Below are 23,926 nucleotides of genomic sequence, written 5' to 3'. Positions count from 1 at the left end.
ATCCCGCCCCCTGGTGGGGACGGGATTCGGTGACTGTGGAGCTAAGGAGAATTGAACTCCTGACCTCCTGCATGCCATGCAGGCGCTCTACCAACTGAGCTATAGCCCCTCGTGTTCTTCGCGCTCCGCGCTGCGAACAAGAAGAACTTTAGCCTGTGACCTGCCGGAAAGTGAAATCCGGGTCCGACAGCGGCTCAGTCGTCGTCTCCGAGGACCGGCTCGGGCAGCGTGCCGGCGTTGTGCTCGAGGAGTCGCCAGCCCCGGGCGCCCTCGCCGAGGACGGACCAGCAGCAGTTGGAGAGCCCGCCGAGGCCCTCCCAGTGGTGCGCCTCCAGGCCGAGCAGCCGGCCGATGGTGGTGCGGATCGTGCCGCCGTGGCTGACCACGACGAGCGTGCCGTCCTCGGGCAGCTTGTCGGCGTGGTCCAGGACCACCGGGGCGGCCCGGTCGGCGACCTCGGTCTCCAGTTCGCCGCCGCCCCGGCGCACGGGCTCGCCGCGCTTCCAGGCGGCGTACTGCTCGCCGTACCGCGCCACGATCTCGTCGTGGGTCAGCCCCTGCCACTCCCCCGCGTACGTCTCGCGCAGGGCGGAGTCGTGCGCGACGGGGTGGCCGGTGATCGCGGCCAGCTCGGCGGCGGTGGCCGCCGCACGCTTCAGGTCGGAGGCGACGATCGCGTCCGGCTTGAGCGAGGCGAGCAGCCGGGCGGACCGGCGCGCCTGGGCGACGCCGGTCTCTGTCAGCTCGATGTCCGTGGAGCCCTGGAAGCGGCGCTCCAGGTTCCAGGAGGTCTGGCCATGACGCCACAGGACGATACGGCGGCCGCTGCCGCCCTTGGTGGCGCTCAGCTCAGCTCACCGTCCGTCCCGTCGGCGCCGGTCAGCGCCGCGTGCTCGGCGGCCTTGCCGCGGGTCTTCAGGGCGTCCTCGGGCAGAGACAGCTCGGGGCAGTCCTTCCACAGCCGTTCCAGGGCGTAGAAGACCCGCTCCTCGCTGTGCTGGACGTGGACGACGATGTCGACGTAGTCCAGGAGGATCCAGCGGGCGTCGCGGTCGCCCTCGCGGCGCACCGGCTTGGCGCCGAGCTCCTTGTTGAGCCGCTCCTCGATCTCGTCGACGATCGACTTGACCTGGCGGTCGTTGGGTGCGGAGGCGAGCAGGAAGGCGTCGGTGATCGACAGCACATCGCTGACGTCGTACGCGATGATGTCGTGCGCGAGCCGGTCGGCCGCCGCCTGGGCGGCGGCGTTGACGAGCTCGATGGAACGATCCGTGGCGGTCACAAGCAGGCTTTCGTCGGCGGTCAGAGACACATCAAGGGTCTCACGTACCGCCGACCGCCCCGCAAACCATTACGAGCAGGTCACTGCTTGCCCCCGGGGATCTTGTAATCCTCGCCCAGGACGACCGTGACGTCGGCGTTTCCGGCGGCCTTGCCCTTCTTGACCGCGCTGTCCGGCAGGCCCAGGGTCTTGGCCACCTCACTCGCGGTCGCCTTCTGGGCGTCGTCACCGTAGAGAACCTGCGATGTCGCCTCGGTCTGCGCCTTGGCGCCGCCCACGAAGGAGAAGCCTCCGTTGATCAGGACGACTCTGGCGGCCTCGGTGGCGTCCTTGCCGGTGGCGTCGCGCAGTGAGACGCGGACCGCGCCACCCTGCTCGGGGGCGCTGACCTTGCCGCCGAGGATGTCCTTGACCACACTGTCGGCCGCGCCCTCGTTCAGCGAGCCGTCCTGCTCCACCGGGAGGAGCGCCGTCTTGTAGTCCCCCACCTTGGCGTGCTCGGCCAGCTTGGCGAGCGAGGCGCCGAGATCCTTCTCCGGCAGGGAGGGGTCGAGAATCTGGACGAGCCTCTCGACGGTGATCGTGGCGGCCTTGGGGTCGTCGGACATCTTCCGCAGCACCCCGTACATGACCTGGCCGAAGCGCTGGAGCTGCTTGGCCTCGGCCTCGCCGGGCCCGCGGTAGGTGGCGTACGCGACGGCGGCGCGGCCGTCGAGCGTCTGGTTCTCGCCCTTGGTGACGAGTGGCTCCTCGCCCTTCTTGTCGCTGGGCACGGCGGTGTCGGTGGTGAGGTCGATGTTGCCGACGAGCTCGACCAGGTTCTCCAGGTACGGGGTGTCGAGCCGCCAGGTGCCGGTGATCTTCGTGCCGAGGAGGTTGCCGATCGCCTCGCGGGTGCCGCTGGAGCCGTCGTCCTCGACGGACTTCGCGAGTGTGGTGGCGGAGCCCTCGTCGTTGGCGACGGAGAGCGCGTTGGGGAGCAGGACGGTGCTGCCCTGCTTGGTCGTGGCGTTGTCCACCAGCAGGGCGGTGGAGGTGCCGCCGCCCTTGAGGTCGTGGAGATGGACGACGATGGTGTCCCGCTTCTGCGGGCCGGTCGCGGTGTTCTGCTTCTGCTCCTCGCCGGAGATCCCGGGGAGCTTGCCCGCGTACCAGAGGTAGCCGACACCGCCGACGGCGGCGAGGACGACGGCCACGACCAGGGCGACGACCCGGTTGCGGCCGCGGCGCCTGGCCTCCTCGCGCCGCTCGGAGCGGCTCTCGGTGAACTTCAGCCAGTCGATGACGTCCTCGGAGTCCTCGTCGGGCTCCTCGATGAACGAGAACTGCTCGGTGCGGTAGTCCCGGCCGTCGCCGCCGCCGTCCGGTGCGGGGCGCGGGCCGGGCACGCCGGCGGGGGCGGCCACCGGGGCGGCGGGGGTGGCCGGAGCGGGCGCGGCCGCGCGTCCGGGTTCGCCCTGGACGGCCCACTGCTGCCCGGTGTCGTACGAGGCGTAGGGGTCGTACCCCTGCTGCTGCCCGTACGGGTCGTACTGCGGCTGCTGGGGTGCCTGGGGTTGCTGCGGCGCCTGGGGCTGGATGGGCCGCCCGTAGGCGTCGTAGCCGTATCCCTGCTGCTGAGGCTGCTGAGGCCGCTGCTGGTGCGGCTGCGACTGCTGCTGGTGCGGCTGGGCATACGGGTCGTACTGCTGCTGTGCCTGCGGTGGGACCTGCTGGTACACCGGCTGCCCGTACTCGTCGTAGCCGATGATCTGCGGCTGCGGGTAGTACGGGTCGTACGGGTTCTGATCGTTCACCGGTGCCCCTCTCCGAGGCTCACTCGCCGCGGTACAACTGGCGCTTGTCGATGTAGCGCACCACACCGTCCGGGACCAAATACCAGACCGGGTCGCCCTGCGCGACCCTCGCCCGGCAGTCGGTGGAGGAGATCGCGAGCGCGGGAACCTCGACGAGCGAGACCCCGCCCTTGGGAAGTCCGTCGTCCGTGAGGTCGTGGCCCGGGCGGGTGACGCCGATGAAGTGGGCGAGGGAGAAGAGCTCCTCCGCGTCGCGCCACGTGAGGATCTGCGACAGCGCGTCGGCCCCGGTGATGAAGAAGAGGTCCGAGTCGCTGTTGAGGGAGCGCAGGTCCCGCAGGGTGTCGATGGTGTAGGTCGGTCCGCCGCGGTCGATGTCGATACGACTGACCGAGAACTGCGGGTTGGACGCCGTGGCGATGACCGTCATCAGATAGCGGTCCTCGGCGGCCGAGACGGCCTTGTGGCTCTTCTGCCACGGCTGCCCGGTCGGCACGAACACCACCTCGTCGAGGTGGAACAGGGCGGCCACCTCACTGGCGGCCACCAGGTGCCCGTGGTGGATCGGGTCGAACGTTCCGCCCATCACGCCGAGTCGGCGCTTGCCGCGCCCGCCAGTAGGCATTTCCTGCTCTCCCATGCGTGCAGAGCCTACTGGCACGGCAGCGGGCACCCGTTCTGCGGTCGCCGGCTCAGCGGTCGCGGTTGAAACGGGTGGTGATCCACAGCAGCAGAAGCAGCGCACCGAGCGCGCCGAAACCAGTGAGGTAAGGGCTGAGGCTGTCGTGGTTGCCGCCGTGCTCGGCGCCCTCGGCGAGCGTGACCAGGTTGGCGGCGGTGCTGTGGAGGCTCATCTTCAACAGGACCTATCGATCGGGGGTGGGAGCGGAGACTTCGCGCACATCGTATGCGGGGCTTCCGGGCACGCTCACGCCGACTCAGTCGTTGTCGTCGTTGTTGTCCACAGTGCCCGAGATATCCACAGGCTCCGTCGCTCCGTAGCCCCAGCGCCTAGGCTGGGATTCGTCAGGGGGACGAGCAGGTCTCGTACGAACAGGGGGCATCCATGACCAAGAAGACCGACAACGCCGACAACGGCGGCAGCGCCGACCATCACGAGGGGAACGTGCCGAGCAGGCGGCGCAAGCGTTTCCCGGGCATCTCCTCACGGGCCTACGAGCATCCCGCGGACCGCTCGGCGCTCGTCGCCCTGCGCAAGCTCACCGGCTTCGACACGGTCTTCAAGGCACTCAGCGGACTGCTGCCCGAGCGCAGCCTGCGACTGCTCTTCCTCTCCGACTCCGTGCGGGTGAGCGACGCCCAGTTCATCCACCTCAACGACATGCTGAGGGACGCGTGTTACATCCTGGACCTGGAGAAGGTCCCGCCGATGTACGTCACGCAGGACCCGAAGCCCAACGCGATGTGCATCGGCCTGGACGAGCCGATCATCGTGGTCACCACGGGCCTCGTGGAGCTGCTCGACGAGGAGGAGATGCGGGCGGTCGTCGGCCATGAGGTCGGCCACGCGCTCTCCGGTCATTCCGTCTACCGCACGATCCTGCTGTTCCTCACCAACCTGGCGCTCAAGGTCGCCTGGATCCCGCTGGGCAATGTCGCGATCATGACGATCGTGACGGCGCTGCGGGAGTGGTTCCGCAAGTCCGAGCTGTCCGCGGACCGGGCCGGTCTCCTGGTCGGCCAGGATCTCCAGGCCTCGATGCGCGGCCTGATGAAGCTGGCCGGCGGCAACCATCTGCACGAGATGAACGTGGACGCGTTCCTCGCCCAGGCCGACGAGTACGAGAAGGGCGGCGACCTGCGCGACTCCGTCCTGAAGATCCTCAACATGCTCCCGCGCACGCACCCGTTCACCACCGTCCGGGCGGCCGAGCTGAAGAAGTGGTCCGAGACCCGCGACTACCAGCGGATCATGGACGGGCACTACCCGCGGCGCTCGGAGGACAAGGACACCTCGGTGACCGACTCCTTCAGGGAATCCGCCGGGCATTACGCCGAATCGGTGCGCACGAGCAAGGATCCGCTGATGAAGCTGGTCGGCGACATAGCCGGTGGCGCGGGCGACCTTGCTGGCGACCTCGGCGGGAAGCTGCGCAGCCGGTTCGGCGGCGGGGCCTCACGGAGCGACGGCGGCACCACGGGCGGCGGGAGCGGCAGCGCCGGCAGCGCCGAGAGCGGCAGCGGCTTCGGTCAGAGCGAGGGCTGAGCGCTCGGGGAGAGGGTTCCACAGAGCGAGGAGACGGCGGGCCGGCCCGTGGCATACGGGTCGGTGACCGCCGGACCGCCGGCGGCGGAGGCCCGCTCGCCCGCCAGGAGCGGACGCAGGGCCCCGTCGGTGTCGGCGGCGCAGGCCTGCGGACCGGCCTGAACGGTGCTGGTCAGCAGTTCGGCGCGGTGCATCCGCAGGTCCTCCCGGTCGAAGCGGAAGTGCATCTCGCGGTGGACGGTGAAGAGGGAGGCCTGGCTCACCGGACCGGCGCCCGAGGCGGCGGGGCGCAGGGCGTAGGTGAAGGTGTGGTCCGCGGTGACCTCCAGCATGTCGGCGCCCGTCTCCGCGAAGCGGAGGGTGCCCTGGACGCGGACCGTGGTGTCCGCGAGGGCGACCTCGTCCGGGTCGAACCGCACCAGCCAGCCGGCCACCGCGTGGCGGCCGTCGTCGAGCGAGGACTCGACGCTCCGGTCGAACTGCGCCAGCTGGTCGGGGTCGAGCAGCAGCCGGGCGGGGCGGACGGTCGCGCCCGACAGCACCTCGGGCTCCAGGGAGGAGGCCACGAGGTAGTCCTTGGCGATGGTGAGGGCCGTGACCACCTGGCTCTCCGAGAAGTGGGTGGTGCGTCCGACGGACGGGAGGTTGATGCCGGCGGCGCCGGTGCGGTACTCGGCGGCGGGGCTGTGGGCGAACAGCTGGGCGGGCTCGCCACCCGCCACCGGGCCCTTCGGGGCGAGGGGGACCATGGTGATCCGCAGCGGTTCGGCCCGCTGGTCGACGGGGGGCTGGTAGGGGTTGCGGACGCCGAGGTAGATGGCCGTTCCGAAGGCGAGGAGGATCAGCAGCACCAGCATGAAGGCCTGGCGGGAGCCGCTCCGGGCCTCCCATGTGGAGCGGGAGCGTACGGCCTGGGAGTGCTCGCCCATCCGCTCCTCGGCGGAGAACTCCTGGAGCCGGGCAGCGCGGACGAACGACTCGTCGAAGACGACGGATCGGTACTCGTCCTCACCACCGCCGGGGTCGGGTACGGGCCCCTCAGGCGGGTCGCCACGCCCTGCCATACCTTCAGAGTAGGTCTGCCGGAGCCCCGGTAAACGCCCAGGTACACGACAAGTTCCGAAGATTTCCGACGCCGGGCGTTCGCGCCCGCCCGGGGGCTCAGGGAGTGCGCGGAACGGCGGAGACGGGGGGCGCGGAGAACTCGGCGGAGGCCGAGGGCGCGGTGACGGCGGGAGGGACGGCGCGCGGCTTGTCGATGCCGGTGGTGGCGGGGGCCGGGACCTGGTCCTGGCGGTTGGCGGAGGCGCCGCGGTAGACCGCGGTGAAGGCGAGGGCGACCATGCCGACGCCCATCACCAGGGCGAGTACCCAGGCGACCGGCCGGTGCCAGCGGGCGCTGCCCCGGTAGGGGCGCAGGGCGCCGCCGTGGCGTCCGTACGGCCCGGAGTCGTCGTCGGGGTCGTCCGGGTCGTATTCCTCGCCGTACGGGCCGGCGAAGGGGTCGGAGGGGTCGTAGCCGTTCTCGTGGAGCTCGTCGTCGCCGGGGCCTCCGCCGGCCCTGGCGCGGGCGGCCTCGGCCTCGGCGCGCGCCTGCGCGGCCGCGAGGAGGCGCTCCACAGCGGTCGGCTCATGGACCTCGGCGGCCCGTACGAAGTCCTCGTCGAACACCACGGTGGCGAAGTCCTCGTCGGCGCCTCCGCGGTCGACAGAGTTCTCAGGGTCCCCGCCGTCCGGGAACGGCTTGCCCCCCACGTCGTCCGGCACGCTTTTCAGAGTAGACGTGGAAGGTGGTTTTGGGCAGGGAGAGTGCGAACTATCCCTGCCCGTCCGGGGTCCCGGGGCCCCGCGGGAGCGGGGCCGAACGGGGGAATCGGGGGTTACCGCGTGTGACCGTCGCCGGTGACGATGTACTTCGTCGAGGTCAGCTCCGGCAGGCCCATCGGCCCGCGTGCGTGCAGTTTCTGCGTCGAGATACCGATCTCGGCGCCGAAGCCGAACTGGCCTCCGTCGGTGAAACGGGTGGACGCGTTGACGGCGACCGTCGTGGAGTCGACCAGCTGGGTGAAGCGGCGGGCGGCGGCCTGCGAGGTGGTGACGATGGCCTCTGTGTGGCCGGAGGACCAGAGCCGGATGTGTTCGACGGCCTTGTCGAGGGAGTCGACGACGGCGGCGGCGATGTCGTAGGAGAGGTACTCGGTCTCCCAGTCCTCCGGGGTCGCGGGGACGACGGTGGCCTTGGAGCCCTCGGCGTGGGCGAGGACCCGCTCGTCGGCGTGGACGGTGACACCGGCGTCGGCCAGGGCGGCCAGGGCCCGGGGCAGGAAGGCGTCCGCGATGTCCTGGTGGACCAGGAGGGTCTCGGCGGCGTTGCACACGCTGGGCCGCTGGGCCTTGGAGTTGATCAGGATGTCGACGGCCATGTCGAGGTCGGCCTGGGCGTCCACGTAGACGTGGCAGTTTCCGGTGCCCGTCTCGATGACGGGGACGGTGGACTCCTCGACGACGGTACGGATCAGGGAGGCGCCGCCGCGCGGGATCAGGACGTCGACCAGGCCGCGGGCCCGCATCAGCTCCCGTACCGACTCGCGGGACTCGCCGGGCACGAGCTGGATGGCGTCGGCGGGCAGGCCGGCGCCTCCGACGGCGTCGCGCAGGACCTTCACCAGGGCGGTGTTGGAGGCGTACGCGGAGGACGAGCCACGCAGCAGGACGGCGTTGCCGGACTTCAGGCAGAGGGCGGCCGCGTCCACGGTCACGTTGGGGCGGGCCTCGTAGATGATGCCGACGACGCCGAGCGGGACGCGGACCTGGCGCAGGTCGATCCCGTTGGGGAGGGTCGAGCCGCGGACGACCTCGCCGACGGGGTCGGGCAGCGCGGCCACGTCACGGACGTCCGCGGCGATGGCGCGTACCCGCTCCGGGGTGAGGGTGAGCCGGTCGATGACGGTCTCGCTGGTCCCGGCCTCGCGGGCGCGGCTGACGTCCTCGGCGTTGGCCTCGACGATCTCGGCCGTGCGGACCTCGAGGGCGTCCGCGATCGCCAGCAGGGCGTCGTCCTTGGCCGCGCGCGGAAGTGGCGCGATTTCGGCGGCGGCGGCGCGGGCGCGGTAGGCGGCCCGGGCGACCGGGGACAGGTTGTCGAGGGGCGTGAGCGAGGTCATGCCCGCAGGGTACTGGCACCTCTGCGGACATCCCTCACGTATCCCGTACTCCGAGACATCTCCCGACGTCCGGACCCGCGCCCGCGCTCAGCATTCGTCCGGACCCGCGCCCGCGCTCAGTACGGGTGGACGCCCACCGGGGCGGCCGGCGGCGGGCCGTACCCCTCGGCGATGCGCTGGTGGTACGTCTCACGGTCGATGACCTCGAGGCCGACGATCTCCCAGGGCGGCAGCTTGGCGCTCTGCCGGTGCTCGCCCCACAGCCGCAGCGCGACCGCCGCGGCATCGTGCAGGTCACGGGCCTCTTCCCAGTAGCGGATCTCCGCGTGATCATTGGCATAGCGACTGGTCAGCAGGAAAGGATGGTCGTGGGCCAGCTGCTCGAGGCCACGCCTGACCTCCTTCAGCGGGGTCTCGGCCCCCGAGACGCTGAGGGTGATGTGCCAGAGCTTCGAGGCGACCACCACCCGCTGCTCCTCGCTGCGTGCCTCAGCTGTCTCGGTGTCCTGGCCCTCGTCGAAGTCGGCTCCGGCCTCGACACTGGTCAGGGCGCGTTCGGCAGTCCCGCGGGGCGGTGCCCCTGGGCGCGCTCGTCTCACCGGCGGCCTCCTGTTTGATGCGTGTGGTGCTGTGCCCCGCCTTGTCTTACCCCCGAGACAAAGTTGACCAGCCCGGGGCGGCACGTGGGGCGGTTTTGGTAAAGGTCTCTACCGGATGGCCGGAGTTTCAGCCGTTTCCCCGCACCGCCTCGATCAGGGCTGGACGACGACCAGGTCGTCCCGGTGGACGACCTCCCGGTCGTACTCCGGGCCGAGCTCCCTGGCGAGCTCGGGCGTGGAGCGGCCGAGCATCCGGGGGATCTCCTTGGCGTCGAAGTTGACGAGCCCGCGGGCGACGGCCCGGCCGTGGGTGTCGCGCAGCTCCACCGGGTCGCCGGCGACGAACTCCCCCTCGACGGCGGCGATCCCGGCGGCGAGCAGCGACTTCTTCCCCTCGACGACGGCCCGTACGGCTCCTTCGTCCAGGGTGAGGTGGCCCTGCGGGGTGGAGGCATGGGCCAGCCAGAGCAGCCGGTCGGCGGAGCGGCGGCCGGTGCGGTGGAAGTACGTGCCGGTGTCGCGGCCGGCCAGGGCGTCCGCGGCGCGGACGGCGGAGGTGAGGACCACGGGGATGCCCGCGGCAGCGGCGATCCGGGCGGCCTCGACCTTGGTGACCATGCCGCCGGTGCCGACCCCGGCCTTGCCGGCGGACCCGATCTCGACATGTGAGATGTCCTCGGGTCCTGCGACCTCCGCGATCCGCGACGTACCCGGCTTGGACGGGTCGCCGTCGTAGAGCCCGTCGACGTCCGAGAGCAGGACCAGCAGGTCGGCGCGGACGAGGTGGGCGACGAGGGCGGCGAGCCGGTCGTTGTCGCCGAAGCGGATCTCGTCCGTGGCGACGGTGTCGTTCTCGTTGACGACGGGCAGGGCGCCCATGGCGAGGAGCTGGTCGAGGGTCCGGTAGGCGTTGCGGTAGTGGGCGCGGCGGCTGGTGTCGTCGGTGGTGAGCAGCACCTGTCCCACCCGGACGCCGTAGCGCGCGAAGGAGGCGGTGTAGCGGGCGACGAGGAGGCCCTGGCCGACGCTGGCGGCGGCCTGCTGGCGGGCGAGGTCCTTGGGGCGGCGGGTGAGGCCGAGCGGCGCGAGACCGGCGGCGATGGCGCCGGAGGAGACCAGCACGATCTCCTTCTCGCCGCCGCTGCGGACCTTGGCGAGGACGTCGACGAGGGCGTCGACCCGGTCGGCGTCGAGGCCGCCGGAGGCGGTGGTGAGTGAGGACGAGCCGACCTTGACGACGATCCTGCGGGCTTCCGTCACGTACTGCCTTGCCACTGTCACCTGTACCGCCGTCACCTGCGTCGTCCTCATTCGGATGTCATGCGCAATCTACGCGAGCCGGGACGGCCGCCGCCCGCCCATTCCGGTGGATGGAACGGACGGGCGGGGTCGGCGGAGGTCGTCCGTCAGCGGGTGACGACGGGGTCCGAGGCGGCCTCGGCGTCCCCGTCGGCGCCGCTCCGCGCCTTCCGGCCGCCGGGCACGAGGATCTTCCTCGACAGGAGATAGGTGAACGGGATGGCGACGACGGCCGCGACGAGCGGCGCGATCCGGTCGTCCATCCCGGCCCACGTGACCAGCGCGTAGAGGCCGACGCTCTGCACCAGGTAGTTGGTGACGTTGGTGAGCGGGAAGAGCGCGAACTTCTTCCAGGTGGGCCGGGTGCGGTAGGTGAAGTACGTGTTGAGGAAGAACGAGCCGATCATGCTCAGCACGAAGGCGATGGAGTAGGCCGCGAAGTACGGCATCCAGGGGTGCAGCAGCAGATAACACCCGTAGAACGTCCCCGTGTTGATCCCGCCGACCAGGCCGAAGCGGACGATCTGGCCGAGCTGACCGCGCATCACATCTCCCGTTCGGTGGCCACCACGCGGACTCGGCCGTCCGTGCGGCCGGCGGTGTAGGCGCTGCCGGCGATCGGGCGGCGGGTCTTGGAGCGGTGGGTCTCCTTGACCAGGAAGTGCGGCCGGCGCTTGGTCTCGTAGTAGATGCGGCCGATGTACTCGCCGATCAGGCCCAGCATAATCATCTGGACGCCGCCGAGACCCACGATGATCGCGACGAGGGTCACGTATCCGGGCGCGCTGACGCCCTGGGTGAGGGCGGCGACGGTGATCCAGATCGCGTACAGCGCGGCCAGGCCGGTGAGCCCGAGACCGAGCCAGATCGCGATGCGCAGCGGTCGGTTGTTGAAGGAGATCAGCCCGTCCATGCCGTAGTTGAGCAGGGAGCTGAACCTCCACTTCGTCTCGCCCGCCTCGCGCGCGGCGTTCTGGTAGTCGAAGGTGACGGTGTCGAAGCCGATCCAGGAGAACAGGCCCTTGGAGAAGCGGTTGTACTCGGGCAGCGACAGCAGCGCGTCGACGGCCGTGCGGGAGAGCATCCGGAAGTCGCCGACGCCGTCGGTCAGTTCGACGTCGACCCACTTGTTGACGCCGCGGTAGTAGAGCCGGCTCAGCGCGCTGCGGAGCTTCTTGTCGCCCTCGCGGGTGCGCCGGGCGATGATCTGGTCGTGGCCCCGCTCGTAGAGCTCCAGCATGCGCTCGATGAGCTCCGGCGGATGCTGGAGGTCCGCGTCCATGATGACGACGGCGTCGCCGCTGGCCTCGCGCAGGCCGGCGAGCATCGCGGCCTCCTTGCCGAAGTTCCGGCTGAAGGAGACGTACCGGGTCTCCTTCTCGAACTCGGCGGCGAGGGCGCGCAGGCGCGGGAACGTTCCGTCCTTGCTGCCGTCGTCGACGTAGCAGATCTCGTACTCGACGGGCAGGGCTCCGAGGACCTCGCGGATGCGGGTGTCGAACTGGTCGATCACCGCTTCCTCGTTGAAGCAGGGGACAACGACGGAGAGCTTGATCATGAGCGTTGACTCCTGGACGACGAGCGAAGGGTACGAGTACGGATCAGGTGGGTCGCGGCGACGCCCAGCAGCAGCGCCGCGGCCGCGGCGCTCGCCGCCAGGCCGAGCCGCAGCCCCGGGGTGCGGTAGGAGCAGGACAGCTGCGAGGCGCCGTCTCCCAGCTCGATGGCCATCAGCCCGCCCAGCGTGCGGGGCGTGCGCGCCGGGCCGCCGTCGACCGAGCACTGCCAGCCGGAGGTGGCGGGCACCGAGACGACCGCGGTGCCGGTGGTTCCGGGCACGAAGGTGGCGCTGATGCCGTGGCCGGAGGCCTCGACGCGCTCGGGGCCGGTGTCGCGCAGGTGCCGTACGGCCCGGTCGAGCGCCGCCCGGTCGAGGCAGCCGACGGGGTTCTGAGGGATGACGTGGCCCTGGGCCGTGCGGAGGGTGACCGCGATCCTGCCGTCCGCGGGGACGGTCCCGAGGAAGAGCAGCGGGTTGCTGGTCATCGGGTGCTTGCCGTTGGCCTTGACGGTCCTGCCGAGCGCCTCGACCTTCCCGCTCAGCCAGGGCGCGTGCCAGTAGGCCTCCGTGCCCGGGGTGCAGACGGCGGTGTAGCGCGTGGCCGTGCCGCCGCCCTTGCCGGACGTGCCGCCGTCCTTGCCGGAGGTACGGTCGCCGTCGCCCTCGCCGCCACCGTCGCTGTTGCCGTGGCCGCTTCGCACGAACGCGGGCACTTCGTAGAGCCGGGCGCCCAGCACCCGCTCCTGGCGGGCGAAGACGCCGGCGTCACGGATGGTGCCGGCGAGGGGTGTCCCGGCGGGACGCAGCGTCACCAGGGGCGGTGCGGAGGCGGTGCGCTGGACGAATCCGGCGGGGCCGGCGTCCTTGACGAGGTAGCTGCTCACGCCCATGATCGCGCGGCTGACCGGGTCGTTGAAGCTGCGCGTGTGCCGCCCCTCGATGAACCAGCCGGCACCGAGCCCCTGCAGGGTCTCGGCGGTCGTCGCGGGCAGATAGCTGCTGTAGTAGCCGCCGCCCTGCCCGCCGAGCAGCATGGGGTCGTTGCTCGCGAACGCGTGCGGGCCCGGGTCGGTACGGCTCGCGGGCCACGCGTCCGCCGCCTTCAGCTGCTCGTACGCGGCGAGCGACTGGCGGTCGTACGTGCGCTTGGGCTTCCACCAGGCCATCGCGTCGCGGATCTGGGTGGTGGACAGGACGGTGTACATCGAGGAGAGGAAGACGGCTCCGGCCAGAGCGACGGTCAGACCCCGGCGCACCCTGCGGTCCTGCCCGAAGCGGTGCAGCGCGAGGAGCAGAGCCAGGAAGACGAGTCCGCCGGCGGCGAGGATCCAGGGGCCGTGCCCCCGGTTCATGTACGTGGTGGTGCTCACACCCGCGGCCAGGACGAGGACCATGGCGGCGCCGCGGAGCAGCTCCGCGGGGCGGGGCCGGCGGGCGAGCGCCAGCCAGGCGACGCACACGAGCACGGCGGTGAGGGCGATCGAGGCGCGGTACGGGCTGCCGTTGGGCATGGCGAGGCCGTGCCAGAGCAGGATTGTGGGCTTCCAGACCAGGGAGGCGGCCACCGCCGCGGTCAGACCCAGCCAGGCGATCCGTTCCTTCAGCGGCACCCGGGCGATGAACGGGTAGGTCGCGACGAGGAGCAGGCAGAGCATGCCGACGGAGATGTGGGGCACGCGTCCGACGAGCCCGCCGGGGAAGAGGTGCGCCAGGTAGCCGTTGATCGGCGGCGGCCCCTTGTAGAGGGCCTCGGGGGCGGGCTGGGACAGCTTGCTCGCCTTGAGGCTGACCGTGAGCACGGGCGCGGCCAGCAGCACTCCGGTGAGGGTCATGGAGGCGGCGCGCGCCAGGACGCGGAGGCGTTCCCCGGCGGGGCGCTCGTCCAGCAGCACCCGTACGAGCAGGACCAGGCCCATGCCGATGGTGGCCATGGCGGCGGTGTAGAAGTTGCCGGCCCAGCAGACGGTCACGAGGAGGGCGCCGAGCACCCAGCGCCGGCGGCCCAGGCACCAGTCGTAGGCGATGCCCATCACCGGGACGGCGACCAGGCCCCACATCCACATGGGGTCGGAGAAGCCGTCCGAGATCATCCAGGCGCTCAGGCCGAAGCCGACGGCGAGCAGCGCGCGCAGCCAGGGACTGCCCTCGTGGATACGGCCGAGGAATACGGTCATCAACGCCGAGGCGAGCCCGAGGCTGAACAAGGTGACGAGGAACACAGGGAACTCGACGGCGTCCCGGGGGAAGACCCCGACCAGCCACGAGAACGGGTTCATCAAATAGGTGAAGAAGTCGGCGAGGAATGGCGTGCCGTAAGCGCTGGACCAGTTGAACGCGAGGTCGCCGCTCGCGTCGCCGTGCATCAGGTCCCGGAGATGGGCGTGGAACGGCACGAACTGGTTGCCGAGATCATTCACCGCGCGGGACCGGCCGCCGAAGGGGTACGTCCCCTGGATCGCCATGGCCAGGCAGTACGCGCTCATGGACACGACGGCGGCGAACAAGGGCGCGGCCAACCGCGCTCTTCGGCGTCTTCGGGACTCGGGTGTGGTCCGTTTCACCTGCCGAGCGGAACCGACCCCCCGCCGGTGAGCGTCCGTCTCCATCGAGGGATTCAGCACGAGGGCCTTCCTTGGGCACCGAGCTCCCGGGCGCCCCCCGCCCCCTGAATGTCCCGCAAGGTCAGCATTCGTCCTGTCCGTCACTTTCCGTCATCCATTTATGCACAAATAGGTTATGACCTCATGTGTGTGCATCTGCTAGACGGGCACGGAGCCGAAAGGGTTGCCCTCTAAAATCGACGAATCCGATCGAGGCGTGCCCCGATCAACAAGGCCCGGACCCCGGCCCGGACGCCTCCCCAAACCATCGGACCGTCGGAAAGTGAACGCGAGGTACCGTTGTGGCAGCCTGCGCAAGACAAGTGGATCGAGGTGCCAGTGCCTGACGTCTCAGTGATCGTCATCGCCTACAACGACGCAGAGCGTCTCCCGACGGCCGTGCGATCGGTGTTGGACCAGACACTGCAGAGTGTTGAAGTCGTGATCGTCGACGACTGCAGCAAGGACCGCACCTTCGAAGTCGCCCAGGAACTGGCAGCCGCCCACCCGGAGCAGGTCCGGGCCTACCAGCTGCCCGAGAACAGCGGTGCGGGCGGTGAGCCCCGCAACGTCGGCATCGGCCACGCGCGGGGCCGGTACGTCATGTTCCTCGACAGTGACGACGTCCTGGAGCTGAACGCCTGCCGCAACATGGTCTCGGCCGCCGAGGAGACCGGGGCCGACATGGTCTCCGGCCTCTGCGTGCGCCTCACCAAGGACACCCACAAGGAGAAGCGCAACGAGTGGTACTCGTGGCTCTACTCGACGACGCGCACCCTGGACTCGGTCACCGAGCTCCCCGACCTGTTCGTGTGGGACACGCTCTCCACGAACAAGTGCTACCGCCGCGACTTCCTCGTCGACAACGAGCTCCGCTTCCCCAAGGGGATGTTCTACGAGGACCTGATGTTCATCGCCGACGCCTACCTCGCGGCGAAGAAGATCACCCTCATCCCCAACCAGGTCTACTTCTGGCACGTCTACGAGCAGGCCAAGGTCAAGTCGGTCACCAACAGCCGGCACGAGATGGTGAACTACCAGCACCGGCTGGAGATCCACCGCCGTATCGACGCGCTCCTCGACCAGCACGGTCTGGACGAGATGCGGGCCGCCAAGGACGTCAAGTTCCTCAAGCACGACCTGGTCCTTCATCTGCGTGATCTTCCGTTCCGCGACGAGGCCTACCGCCGCGAGTTCGAGGAGCTCTCCCGGCCGTACCTCCAGGGCCTGAACCGTGAGGCGTACGCCAAGGCCTCCAAGATCCAGGCGATCTGCGCGTACCTCCTGGAGAAGGGCGACTGGGACAACCTGCTGCCCGCCGTGGACACCCTGATCCACCGCGACAAGCTCTCCTCCCCGCTCGCCCAGCGCGACGGCCGCGTCTACTGGTGCGCCGAGCACCTCGACGACGAGTTCGGCCGCGAGGTGCTCGACGTCACGGACCTCGGCTACCACCAGAAGCCGATCAACAAGCTGTTCCTGCGCAACGAGCTCACCGAGTACGGGGAGTCCGACGGCACCGCGCGGCTCGCCGGCCGGATCACCAACCCGCTTCAGATCGTCAAGCCCGGCGACACGCTCAAGGCCGAGCTGGAGTTCCGGGCCCGCCGCCGCAGCCTGCAGACGTTCCTCTTCCCGGTCACGTCACTGCGCCACGACGGCGAGACCATCCACTGGGAGACCCAGGCCGACATCAGCTCCAAGCTGCGGCCCCTGGGCATCATCGACTCGGTGTGGGACGTCCGCGTCATCCTCCACGTGAACGGGGTGCGCACGCAGACCCGCCTCACCGTCGAGCAGGACGACCTGGGCAGCGGGGCCCTCCCCGTCAAGCCACGGCTGACGCGACTGGTGGGCGACCACATAGAGCCTCACCCCACCGCCAAGGGCCACCTCGCCTTCCGTCTCGTCTCCGCCAAGGGCGACAGCGACCGGATCGAGGAGCTCGTCCAGCGGGGGCTGCACGGCAAGCCCGGGCAGATCGCCAAGTCCGGCTACCGCCGCGCCAAGGAGCTGCGCAAGACCCTCACCTCCGGTGAGACCAAGCTGCGGCTGTACCACGAGGTCTACAGCCGGCTGCCCGTCAAGAAGCGGACGGTCGTCTTCGAGAGCCAGCTGGGCAAGCAGTACAGCGACAGCCCGCGCGCGATCTACGAGGAGATGCGCCGGCAGGGCCTGGACTTCGAGGCGGTCTGGTCGTACACGGGCAGCCCGAAGGACTTCCCCAAGGACGCCACGCTCGTACGGCGCTGGTCGCTGCCGTATCTGAAGGCCCTGGCCCGTGCGGAGTTCTGGGTGGACAACCAGAGCTATCCGCTGCGGCTGGCCAAGCGCCCCGAGACGACGTACATCCAGACCTGGCACGGTTCCGCGCTCAAGAAGATGGGCTTCGACCAGCCCAAGCTCAAGGCGCAGACCCGGCAGCAGCAGGAGGCCCAGCAGAAGCACCTCGACCGCTTCGACCACTTCCTGGTGCGTTCGGAGCACGATGTGCGGACGCTGGCCAAGGCCTTCCGGCTGAAGGACAGCACGCTGCTGCGGGCCGGCTACCCGCGCAACGACGTGCTGGTGCAGGCCCGGCAGCGCGAGGAGGAGCGCGGCAAGCGCGAGCGTGGACCGCTCGCCGAGAAGCTCGGCATCCCGGCGGACAAGACCGTCCTGCTGTACGCGCCGACGTTCCGCACCTCGGGCAAGGCCAGCCAGTTCGCCCTGCCCTTCGACGTGGAGCGCTTCGCCGAGGAGTTCGGCGACCGCTTCGTCCTGCTGGTGCGCGCGCACTACTTCAACCACGTGGTGCTCCCGCCCAACGTGGAGGGCAAGATCATCGACGTCTCGTCGGAGCACGACGTGATGCCGCTGATGGAGCTCGCCGACGCGCTGATCACGGACTACTCCTCCGTGATGTTCGACTACGCGCTGCTCGACCGGCCGATGCTCTTCTTCACGTACGACTACGAGAACTACGTCCACGAGGACCGTGGCACGTACTTCGACCTGCTCGAGCACGCGCCCGGCCCGGTCTTCCGGACGGAGGAGGAGCTGCACGCCGCCGTACGGAACCTCGAGTCCGAGGGCCGGCAGTTCTGCGACGCCCGCAAGCGCTTCGTGGCCGAGTTCGGCGAGCACGACCAGGGCAACGCCGCGCGGTCCATCGTCGACCAGTTCTTCTCCCGCTGGAGCCGTTGATGACCAAGGTGATGAGTACGACGATGACCGCACAGCACGTGGACACCGAGACCAGGACCCGGGACATCATCCTCGTCTCGAACAGTGTCGACGAGCTCGGCGGTATCACCAGCTGGTCGCACCAGATGGCCCGGCTCTTCAGCGAGCGCGGGCACGCGGTCCACGTGGTCGGCATCGTCCCCGCCCCGGAAGGACGGCGCGCCGACCTCGGTGACGACCTGCCCTACCGGACGACGACGCTGTACGACGTCCACCCGCCGTCCTTGAAGCCGCTGCGCGGCATCAAGGGCAAGCTCGACCTCGTCGAGCGCCGGCGCAGGGCCTCGCGCGAGGCCGGCATGCGCCGGGAGGCCGCGAAGCTCACCGCGATCTTCCGCTCCGCCCGCCCCGGATCCGTCGTCATCGTGACGCAGGTCTGGGCCATGGAGTGGGTCGCGCTCGCGGACACCTCGGGGCTGCGCGTGGTCGGCATGAGCCACGAGTCCTTCCACACATGCCGCAACTCGTCCCGCTTCCAGCGGGTCAAGCAGTACTACAAGGACGTCGACCGGATGCTCGCGCTGACCCGCGAGGACGCCGACCTCTGGATCCGGCAGCGCTTCGACCACGTCGGGGCCATGCCGAACCCCCTCCCGTTCTTCCCCGACGAGCCGTCACCGCGCACGGCCAAGGTCGTGGTCAGCATCGGCCGGCTGCACGAGGAGAAGGGCGTCGACCTGCTCCTCGACGCCTGGTCCGAGGTCGCGCCCCGGCACCCCGACTGGACCCTGCGCGTCTACGGCTCCGGCGAGGAGGAAGCGGCGCTGAAGAAGCAGGCCGACCGGCTCGGGCTGACCTCCTCGGTCGAGTGGATGGGGCGTACCAGCGACGTCCCCGGCGCCCTGAAGGACAGCTCGCTGTTCGCCCTGTCCTCCCGCGGCGAGGGCTTCCCGCTCGCCCTGATGGAGGCCATGGCCACGGCCGTGCCGTGTGTCGCCTTCGATGTCGCTCCCGGTGTCCGCGAGATCATCACGGACGGCGAGAACGGCCTCATCGTGCCCCCCGGCAACACCGGTGAGTTCGCGCGCAGGCTCGACGAGCTGATCTCGGACAAGGAGCTGCGCGACCGCATGGGCGAGGCCGCCCGCGTGGACATCCAGCGCTACTCGACGGACGAGATCGTGGCCCGCTGGGAGAACCTCTTCACCCTGCTCGACCGCTAACACGCGCGCGTCGGAGTCGAAAGAAGGGAGGACCGCCGGTGACCGGCGGTCCTCCCTTCTTCGTACGTACGGTCCGGGGTCAGCCGGTCAGGCGGACACCCCACGGCGGGCGACCCAGCCGGCCCACGCCGAGGTGATCATGTCGCGGACGTCGTGACGGGCCTTCCAGCCCAGCTCCGAGGCGATACGTTCCGCGGAGGCGACGACCCGGGCCGGGTCGCCGGGGCGGCGCGGGGTGACGACGGGGGCGACCGAGTGGCCGGTGATCTCGTTGATCAGGTCGATCATCTCGCGGACGGAGACGCCCTCGCCACGGCCGATGTTGACCGTCAGATCGCGCGGCTCACCGGCGGCGGCCCACTCGGCCAGCTTGCGCGCGGCGACGAGGTGGGCGTCGGCGAGGTCCTCGATGTGGATGTAGTCGCGGACGCAGGTGCCGTCGGGGGTGGCGTAGTCGTCGCCGAAGATCCGCGGGGCCTCTCCGGCGTCGAGCCGCTCGAAGACCATCGGGACCAGGTTGAAGACCCCGGTGTCGGCCAGCTCGGGGGTCGCGGCGCCCGCCACGTTGAAGTAGCGCAGGCAGGCCGTGGAGATGCCGTGGGCCTTGCCGGCGGCGCGGACCAGCCACTCGCCGGCCAGCTTCGTCTCGCCGTACGGGCTCAGCGGCAGGCACGGCGTGTCCTCGGTGACGAGGTCGACGTCCGGCATGCCGTAGACGGAGGCCGAGGAGGAGAAGAGGAAGGTACGCACGCCGGCGGCGGCCACCGCCTCCAGCAGGACGGTCAGGCCCTGCACGTTCTCCCGGTAGTAGTGCAGCGGCTTCTCGACGGACTCGCCGACCTGCTTCTTCGCCGCGAGGTGGACCACACCGGTGACACCGTGCTCGGCGATGGTCCGGTCCAGTACGTCACGGTCCAGGGTCGAACCGACCACCAGCGGCACACCCTCCGGGACCCGCTCCGCGTATCCCGTGGACAGGTCGTCGAGGACGACGACCCGCTCGCCCGCCTGCGTCATGGCGCGGACCACGTGCGAACCGATGTATCCGGCGCCACCGGTGATCAGAAAAGTCATAACGCCCCAAATCCCTTTCGCTAAGAACTGCGGGAGAGCCGACGGAGCCTGGCCCTGACCGCCCGGAGCCCGTCACGGGCGCCGGGTGCGATCCGCACGGCGAGCGAACCGTTCGCCGTGGTGTACTGCTGCACCAGCAATACACCGTACCGGCTGCTCGGCATGACCGACCGTCGCTGCCGGTCGTCCGGCAGTCGCAGCGCGGTCGAGAAGGACTCGCCGTCCGCGCAGGTCACCGTGATCCGGATGTCCCACAGCTGGGTGCCGCTGTTTCCCCGGCGGCGGCCGGCGCGGGCCAGGCCGGTGAGCCGGGCCGGAACGCTGGCGGTCCAGCCGCCCTCCACCTCGCTCAGCTCGGCCTGCTCGGTACGGACGGGCTCGTCCGAGCCCCGGGGCAGGAACGCGACCTGGGCGGTGCGGGGACCGGCCGTACGGAGCCGGCCGTACAGATCACGGACCGTGAACCGCAGCTCGCCGCCCGCGCCGGTGCCCAGACCGGCGTCGACGACCACCGGGAGTTCGTCGAGCGGCAGCGTGTCCACGCCGTCCAGCTCCGCGCCGGGGAGGTCCAGGGACCAGACGGCGACGTCCTCGCTCCGGGTGTACGGCGGGAGCAGCCGGGCGGGCTCGGCGGCGAGCCGGGACAGCCGGAGCAGGTCCTGCGGCTCCTCGGCGGCCAGGACGAACCGGGCCATCCAGCGGGCGGGCACGTTCGCCGCGGCGAGCTCGCCCTCGCCGAACGTCCTGAGGTGCTCCCGGGTCAGCTTCCACCACTCGGCCTGGTACTCGGCTCCGCGCAGCCTCAACTCGCGGGCGTACAGGCGCAGATCGTGTTCGAGGAACTTGGTGCGGCAGGCGGCGGCGAGTTCGGCGCGGCCCGCCTCCTCGAAGGTCTCCACGGCCTTGCGATGGGCGGCGATCCGGGCCTGCCAGTTGGCGACGCCCTGCCGGTCGAGGGAGATCGACAGCTGGGCGGCGGCGCGGCGCACATGCCAGACGTAGACCGTGTCGGGGATCACGGCGACGCGCGGCGCGGCGGCCAGGACGCGGGCGGTGAAGAGGAAGTCCTCGTAGACGAAACGGCCGTCGGGGAAGCGGATGCCGTGCTCGTCGAGGAAGGAGCGGCCGTAGATCTTGTTGACGCAGAGCGTGTCGTGCACGAGCGGCGTGAGGTCGGCCGCGGTCTCGAGCAGGGCCGGCTCCTGGTAGAGCGCGGGCTGCCAGCGCACGTCCCGGCCCTCGGGCAGCTCGCGACGGACGCAGACACCGACGGCGACGGGGGTCCGGTGGCGCTCGACGGCCGTCACCAGGGCCTCGGCGGCGCCCTCGGGCAGGATGTCGTCGCTGTCCAGGAACATCACATAGGGAGCGGTGACCGCCTGGATCCCGTCGTTGCGGGGGGTGCCGCAGCCGCCGCTGTTCTCCGTACGGTGCACGACGCGCACGCGCGGGTGGAGCGCGGCCAGCTCGTCCAGGACCTTCGCCGTACCGTCGCTCGACGCGTCGTTGACGGCCACGACCTCCGCGACCACGGGCCCCTGGCCGAGCGCGGAGCGGATGGCGTCGCCGACCAGCTCCTCGTCGTTGTACGCGATGACGACGACGCCGAGCTTGCCTTCTACCGTGGATGGGGGGGCGCTACTCACACCGAGATCCTACGGGAGCGGCCGACCGCACCGGCCGGCCGCTCCCCACCGCGGGACAACCCCTAGAAGGGGTTGAACTCGTCGAACTCGCGCTGCGCGTCGTCGCGCTCCGCCTCGCGATCACGGCGGCGCTGAGCGGCCGGGCGCGGGGCTTCGAGGCGGTGGTCCTCGCCGCGGCGGCCGAGCATCTCGGCGCCGGCCATCATCGACGGCTCCCAGTCGAAGACGACCGCGTTGTCCTCGGAGCCGATCGCGACGCCGTCGCCCGCGCGGGCGCCCGCCTTCATGAGCTCGTCCTCGACGCCGAGGCGGTTGAGACGGTCGGCCAGGTAGCCGACGGCCTCGTCGTTGTTGAAGTCGGTCTGGCGGACCCAGCGCTCCGGCTTCTCGCCGCGCACCCGGTACACGTCCTCGGCCTCGTCGTAGGTGACGGTGAAGCCGGCGTCGTCGACCGCCTTCGGGCGGATGACGATCCGGGTCGACTCCTCCTTCGGCTTGGCCGCGCGCGCCTTGGACACGATGCCGGCCAGGGCGAAGGAGAGCTCCTTCAGACCCGTACGGGCCACGGCCGAGGCCTCGAAGACCTGGTAGCCGCGCGCCTCCAGGTCCGGACGGATCATGTCCGCCAGGTCCTGGCCGTCCGGGATGTCGATCTTGTTGAGGACGACGATGCGGGGGCGGTCGTCGAGGCCGCCGTACTGCCGCAGCTCCTCCTCGATGACGTCGAGGTCGGTGACCGGGTCACGGTCGGACTCCAGCGTCGCCGTGTCCAGGACGTGGACGAGGACCGAGCAGCGCTCCACGTGGCGCAGGAACTCCAGGCCCAGACCGCGGCCCTGGCTGGCGCCCGGGATCAGGCCCGGCACGTCGGCGATCGTGTAGACGGTCGAGCCGGCGGTGACGACGCCCAGGTTCGGGACGAGCGTGGTGAACGGGTAGTCCGCGATCTTCGGCTTGGCGGCCGACAGGACGGAGATGAGCGAGGACTTGCCGGCGCTCGGGTAGCCCACCAGCGCCACGTCGGCGACGGTCTTCAGCTCCAGGACGATGTCCCGCGCCTCGCCCGGCTCGCCGAGGAGCGCGAAGCCCGGGGCCTTGCGGCGGGCGGAGGACAGCGCGGCGTTGCCGAGGCCGCCACGGCCGCCCTGGCCCGCGATGAAGGTGGTGCCCTGTCCGACCAGGTCGGCGAGGACGTTGCCCTGCTTGTCGAGGACGACGGTGCCGTCGGGCACGGTCAGGACGAGGTCCTGGCCGTCCTTGCCGGAGCGGTTGTCGCCGGCGCCGGGCTGACCGTTGGTCGCCTTGCGGTGCGGGGAGTGGTGGTATTCGAGGAGCGTGGTGATCGACTGGTCGACGACCAGGATCACATCGCCGCCACGGCCGCCGTTGCCGCCGTCCGGGCCGCCGAGCGGCTTGAACTTCTCCCGGTGAACGGAGGCGCAGCCGTGGCCTCCGTTACCCGCGGCGACGTGCAGCTCGACGCGGTCCACGAAGGTGGTCATGGTTCTGTGCCTCCAGTTAACGGGGTACTACAGGGTGGAATGTCTATCTAGTAACACGCGAAAGGCGGACCCGCTTCCCGTTACGGGAAGTGAGGTCCGCCTCCGCGAAAGAACCGATCAGGCGACCGGAACGATGTTCACGACCTTGCGGCCACGGTGGGTGCCGAACTGCACCGAACCGGCCTGCAGCGCGAACAGCGTGTCGTCGCCGCCGCGGCCGACGCCCGCGCCCGGGTGGAAGTGGGTGCCACGCTGGCGGACCAGGATCTCACCGGCGTTGACGACCTGACCGCCGAAGCGCTTCACGCCGAGCCGCTGAGCGTTGGAATCGCGACCGTTCCGAGTGGACGATGCGCCCTTCTTGTGTGCCATCTCTCCTCAGTCCCTTACTTCGCAGCCGTGGGGATGCCGGTGACCTTGATCGCCGTGTACTGCTGGCGGTGGCCCTGGCGACGGCGGTAGCCGGTCTTGTTCTTGTAGCGAAGGATGTCGATCTTCGCGCCCTTGTGGTGGTCCACGACCTCGGCCGTGACCTTGATACCGGCCAGAACCCACGGGTCGCTGGTCACGGCGTCGCCGTCGACAACGAGCAGGGTCGAGAGCTCGACCGTGTCGCCAACCTTGGCAGTGGAAATCTTGTCAACCTCAACGATGTCGCCGACAGCAACCTTGTGCTGGCGACCACCGCTGCGCACGATGGCGTACACGCGGATCTCTCTCTCACTCGGGAACGGACCCCTGATGCCAGCCGCTCACACGGGCCGGGGCCCGCGGTGATCCGGAAGTGG

21 protein-coding genes and 1 tRNA gene are annotated in these 23,926 nt (G+C 70.3%); 3 read left to right on the top strand and 19 right to left on the bottom strand.

Features of this window, described 5'->3' with window-relative positions:
* Positions 1 to 36: 36 nt before the first annotated feature.
* The 6 genes from FDM97_RS06770 to FDM97_RS35690 form a co-directional block, all read right to left on the bottom strand.
* A tRNA-Ala gene (locus tag FDM97_RS06770) sits at positions 37 to 109 on the bottom strand.
* Positions 110 to 194: 85 nt separating this feature from the next.
* Positions 195 to 848 (bottom strand): histidine phosphatase family protein, encoded by a 654-nt coding sequence (locus FDM97_RS06765; RefSeq protein ID WP_137989344.1) that lies wholly within the window; start codon positions 846 to 848, stop codon positions 195 to 197.
* Entirely contained in the window at positions 845 to 1,282 is a 438-nt protein-coding gene (rsfS, locus tag FDM97_RS06760) for a ribosome silencing factor (protein WP_137994698.1), read from the bottom strand. Before rsfS ends, FDM97_RS06765 begins: the two co-directional genes overlap by 4 nt.
* 80 nt (positions 1,283 to 1,362) lie before the next feature.
* Positions 1,363 to 3,078 carry an LCP family protein gene (locus FDM97_RS06755; RefSeq protein WP_137989343.1) on the bottom strand — a complete coding sequence of 572 codons (1,716 nt, stop codon included), beginning with the start codon at positions 3,076 to 3,078 and terminating at the stop codon, positions 1,363 to 1,365.
* 19 nt (positions 3,079 to 3,097) lie between these two features.
* Positions 3,098 to 3,718, bottom strand: a complete 621-nt coding sequence (gene nadD / locus FDM97_RS06750) for a nicotinate-nucleotide adenylyltransferase (protein ID WP_137989342.1) — start codon at positions 3,716 to 3,718, stop codon at positions 3,098 to 3,100.
* Between the two features lie 52 nt (positions 3,719 to 3,770).
* Positions 3,771 to 3,932 carry a hypothetical protein gene (locus tag FDM97_RS35690; protein ID WP_175439045.1) on the bottom strand — a complete coding sequence of 54 codons (162 nt, stop codon included), beginning with the start codon at positions 3,930 to 3,932 and terminating at the stop codon, positions 3,771 to 3,773.
* Between the two features lie 212 nt (positions 3,933 to 4,144).
* Between FDM97_RS35690 and FDM97_RS06745 the strand changes: the two genes are divergently transcribed.
* Entirely contained in the window at positions 4,145 to 5,305 is a 1,161-nt protein-coding gene (locus FDM97_RS06745) for a M48 family metallopeptidase (protein ID WP_137989341.1), read from the top strand.
* Here the strand turns inward: FDM97_RS06745 and FDM97_RS06740 are convergent.
* The 8 genes from FDM97_RS06740 to FDM97_RS06705 form a co-directional block, all read right to left on the bottom strand.
* Positions 5,290 to 6,369 (bottom strand): SCO2583 family membrane protein, encoded by a 1,080-nt coding sequence (locus tag FDM97_RS06740; RefSeq protein WP_137989340.1) that lies wholly within the window; start codon positions 6,367 to 6,369, stop codon positions 5,290 to 5,292. The two genes, FDM97_RS06745 and FDM97_RS06740, sit on opposite strands and share 16 nt — an antisense overlap.
* A 97-nt stretch (positions 6,370 to 6,466) precedes the next feature.
* Positions 6,467 to 7,072, bottom strand: coding sequence for an SCO2584 family spore wall biosynthesis protein (locus tag FDM97_RS06735; protein ID WP_137989339.1), 606 nt, complete (start codon positions 7,070 to 7,072; stop codon positions 6,467 to 6,469).
* A 113-nt stretch (positions 7,073 to 7,185) separates the two neighbouring features.
* On the bottom strand, positions 7,186 to 8,469 hold the full coding sequence (locus FDM97_RS06730; protein WP_137989338.1) for a glutamate-5-semialdehyde dehydrogenase: 1,284 nt from the start codon (positions 8,467 to 8,469) through the stop codon (positions 7,186 to 7,188).
* 116 nt (positions 8,470 to 8,585) lie between these two features.
* Entirely contained in the window at positions 8,586 to 9,068 is a 483-nt protein-coding gene (locus FDM97_RS06725; RefSeq protein ID WP_137989337.1) for a hypothetical protein, read from the bottom strand.
* A 153-nt stretch (positions 9,069 to 9,221) separates the two neighbouring features.
* Positions 9,222 to 10,349: a glutamate 5-kinase gene (gene proB, locus FDM97_RS06720; protein WP_137994697.1), complete on the bottom strand. Its 1,128-nt coding sequence runs from the start codon at positions 10,347 to 10,349 to the stop codon at positions 9,222 to 9,224.
* A 125-nt stretch (positions 10,350 to 10,474) separates the two neighbouring features.
* Positions 10,475 to 10,912: a GtrA family protein gene (locus FDM97_RS06715; RefSeq protein ID WP_137989336.1), complete on the bottom strand. Its 438-nt coding sequence runs from the start codon at positions 10,910 to 10,912 to the stop codon at positions 10,475 to 10,477.
* Complete coding sequence (locus tag FDM97_RS06710) at positions 10,912 to 11,925, bottom strand: glycosyltransferase family 2 protein (RefSeq protein WP_137989335.1); 1,014 nt, start codon at positions 11,923 to 11,925, stop codon at positions 10,912 to 10,914. Before FDM97_RS06710 ends, FDM97_RS06715 begins: the two co-directional genes overlap by 1 nt.
* The gene (locus FDM97_RS06705) at positions 11,922 to 14,444 is read right to left on the bottom strand and encodes a YfhO family protein (RefSeq protein WP_254705521.1); all 2,523 of its coding nucleotides are present in this window, start codon (positions 14,442 to 14,444) and stop codon (positions 11,922 to 11,924) included. The genes FDM97_RS06710 and FDM97_RS06705 overlap by 4 nt, the downstream gene beginning before the upstream one ends.
* A gap of 423 nt (positions 14,445 to 14,867) precedes the next feature.
* Between FDM97_RS06705 and FDM97_RS06700 the strand changes: the two genes are divergently transcribed.
* Positions 14,868 to 17,714: a bifunctional glycosyltransferase/CDP-glycerol:glycerophosphate glycerophosphotransferase gene (locus FDM97_RS06700; RefSeq protein WP_137989334.1), complete on the top strand. Its 2,847-nt coding sequence runs from the start codon at positions 14,868 to 14,870 to the stop codon at positions 17,712 to 17,714.
* 23 nt (positions 17,715 to 17,737) lie between these two features.
* Positions 17,738 to 18,916, top strand: coding sequence for a glycosyltransferase family 4 protein (locus FDM97_RS06695; protein ID WP_137989333.1), 1,179 nt, complete (start codon positions 17,738 to 17,740; stop codon positions 18,914 to 18,916).
* A gap of 87 nt (positions 18,917 to 19,003) precedes the next feature.
* On the opposite strand, the gene galE is transcribed toward FDM97_RS06695, so the two are convergent.
* The 5 genes from galE to rplU all read right to left on the bottom strand — a co-directional run bounded on the left by galE (position 19,004) and on the right by rplU (position 23,845).
* Complete coding sequence (gene galE, locus FDM97_RS06690) at positions 19,004 to 19,990, bottom strand: UDP-glucose 4-epimerase GalE (RefSeq protein WP_137989332.1); 987 nt, start codon at positions 19,988 to 19,990, stop codon at positions 19,004 to 19,006.
* 20 nt (positions 19,991 to 20,010) lie between these two features.
* The gene (locus tag FDM97_RS06685) at positions 20,011 to 21,636 is read right to left on the bottom strand and encodes a glycosyltransferase family 2 protein (RefSeq protein ID WP_137989331.1); all 1,626 of its coding nucleotides are present in this window, start codon (positions 21,634 to 21,636) and stop codon (positions 20,011 to 20,013) included.
* Between the two features lie 62 nt (positions 21,637 to 21,698).
* Positions 21,699 to 23,138: a GTPase ObgE gene (gene obgE / locus FDM97_RS06680; RefSeq protein ID WP_137989330.1), complete on the bottom strand. Its 1,440-nt coding sequence runs from the start codon at positions 23,136 to 23,138 to the stop codon at positions 21,699 to 21,701.
* A gap of 117 nt (positions 23,139 to 23,255) precedes the next feature.
* Positions 23,256 to 23,510, bottom strand: a complete 255-nt coding sequence (gene rpmA / locus FDM97_RS06675) for a 50S ribosomal protein L27 (RefSeq protein ID WP_010041940.1) — start codon at positions 23,508 to 23,510, stop codon at positions 23,256 to 23,258.
* Positions 23,511 to 23,524: 14 nt separating this feature from the next.
* Positions 23,525 to 23,845 (bottom strand): 50S ribosomal protein L21, encoded by a 321-nt coding sequence (gene rplU / locus FDM97_RS06670; RefSeq protein ID WP_114036861.1) that lies wholly within the window; start codon positions 23,843 to 23,845, stop codon positions 23,525 to 23,527.
* Positions 23,846 to 23,926 lie beyond the last annotated feature (81 nt).

Origin of the sequence: Streptomyces vilmorinianum (assembly GCF_005517195.1) — a bacterium.
GTDB classification, from domain to species: Bacteria; Actinomycetota; Actinomycetes; order Streptomycetales; family Streptomycetaceae; genus Streptomyces; species Streptomyces vilmorinianum.
This window is presented reverse-complemented; position numbering and strand designations above follow the sequence as displayed.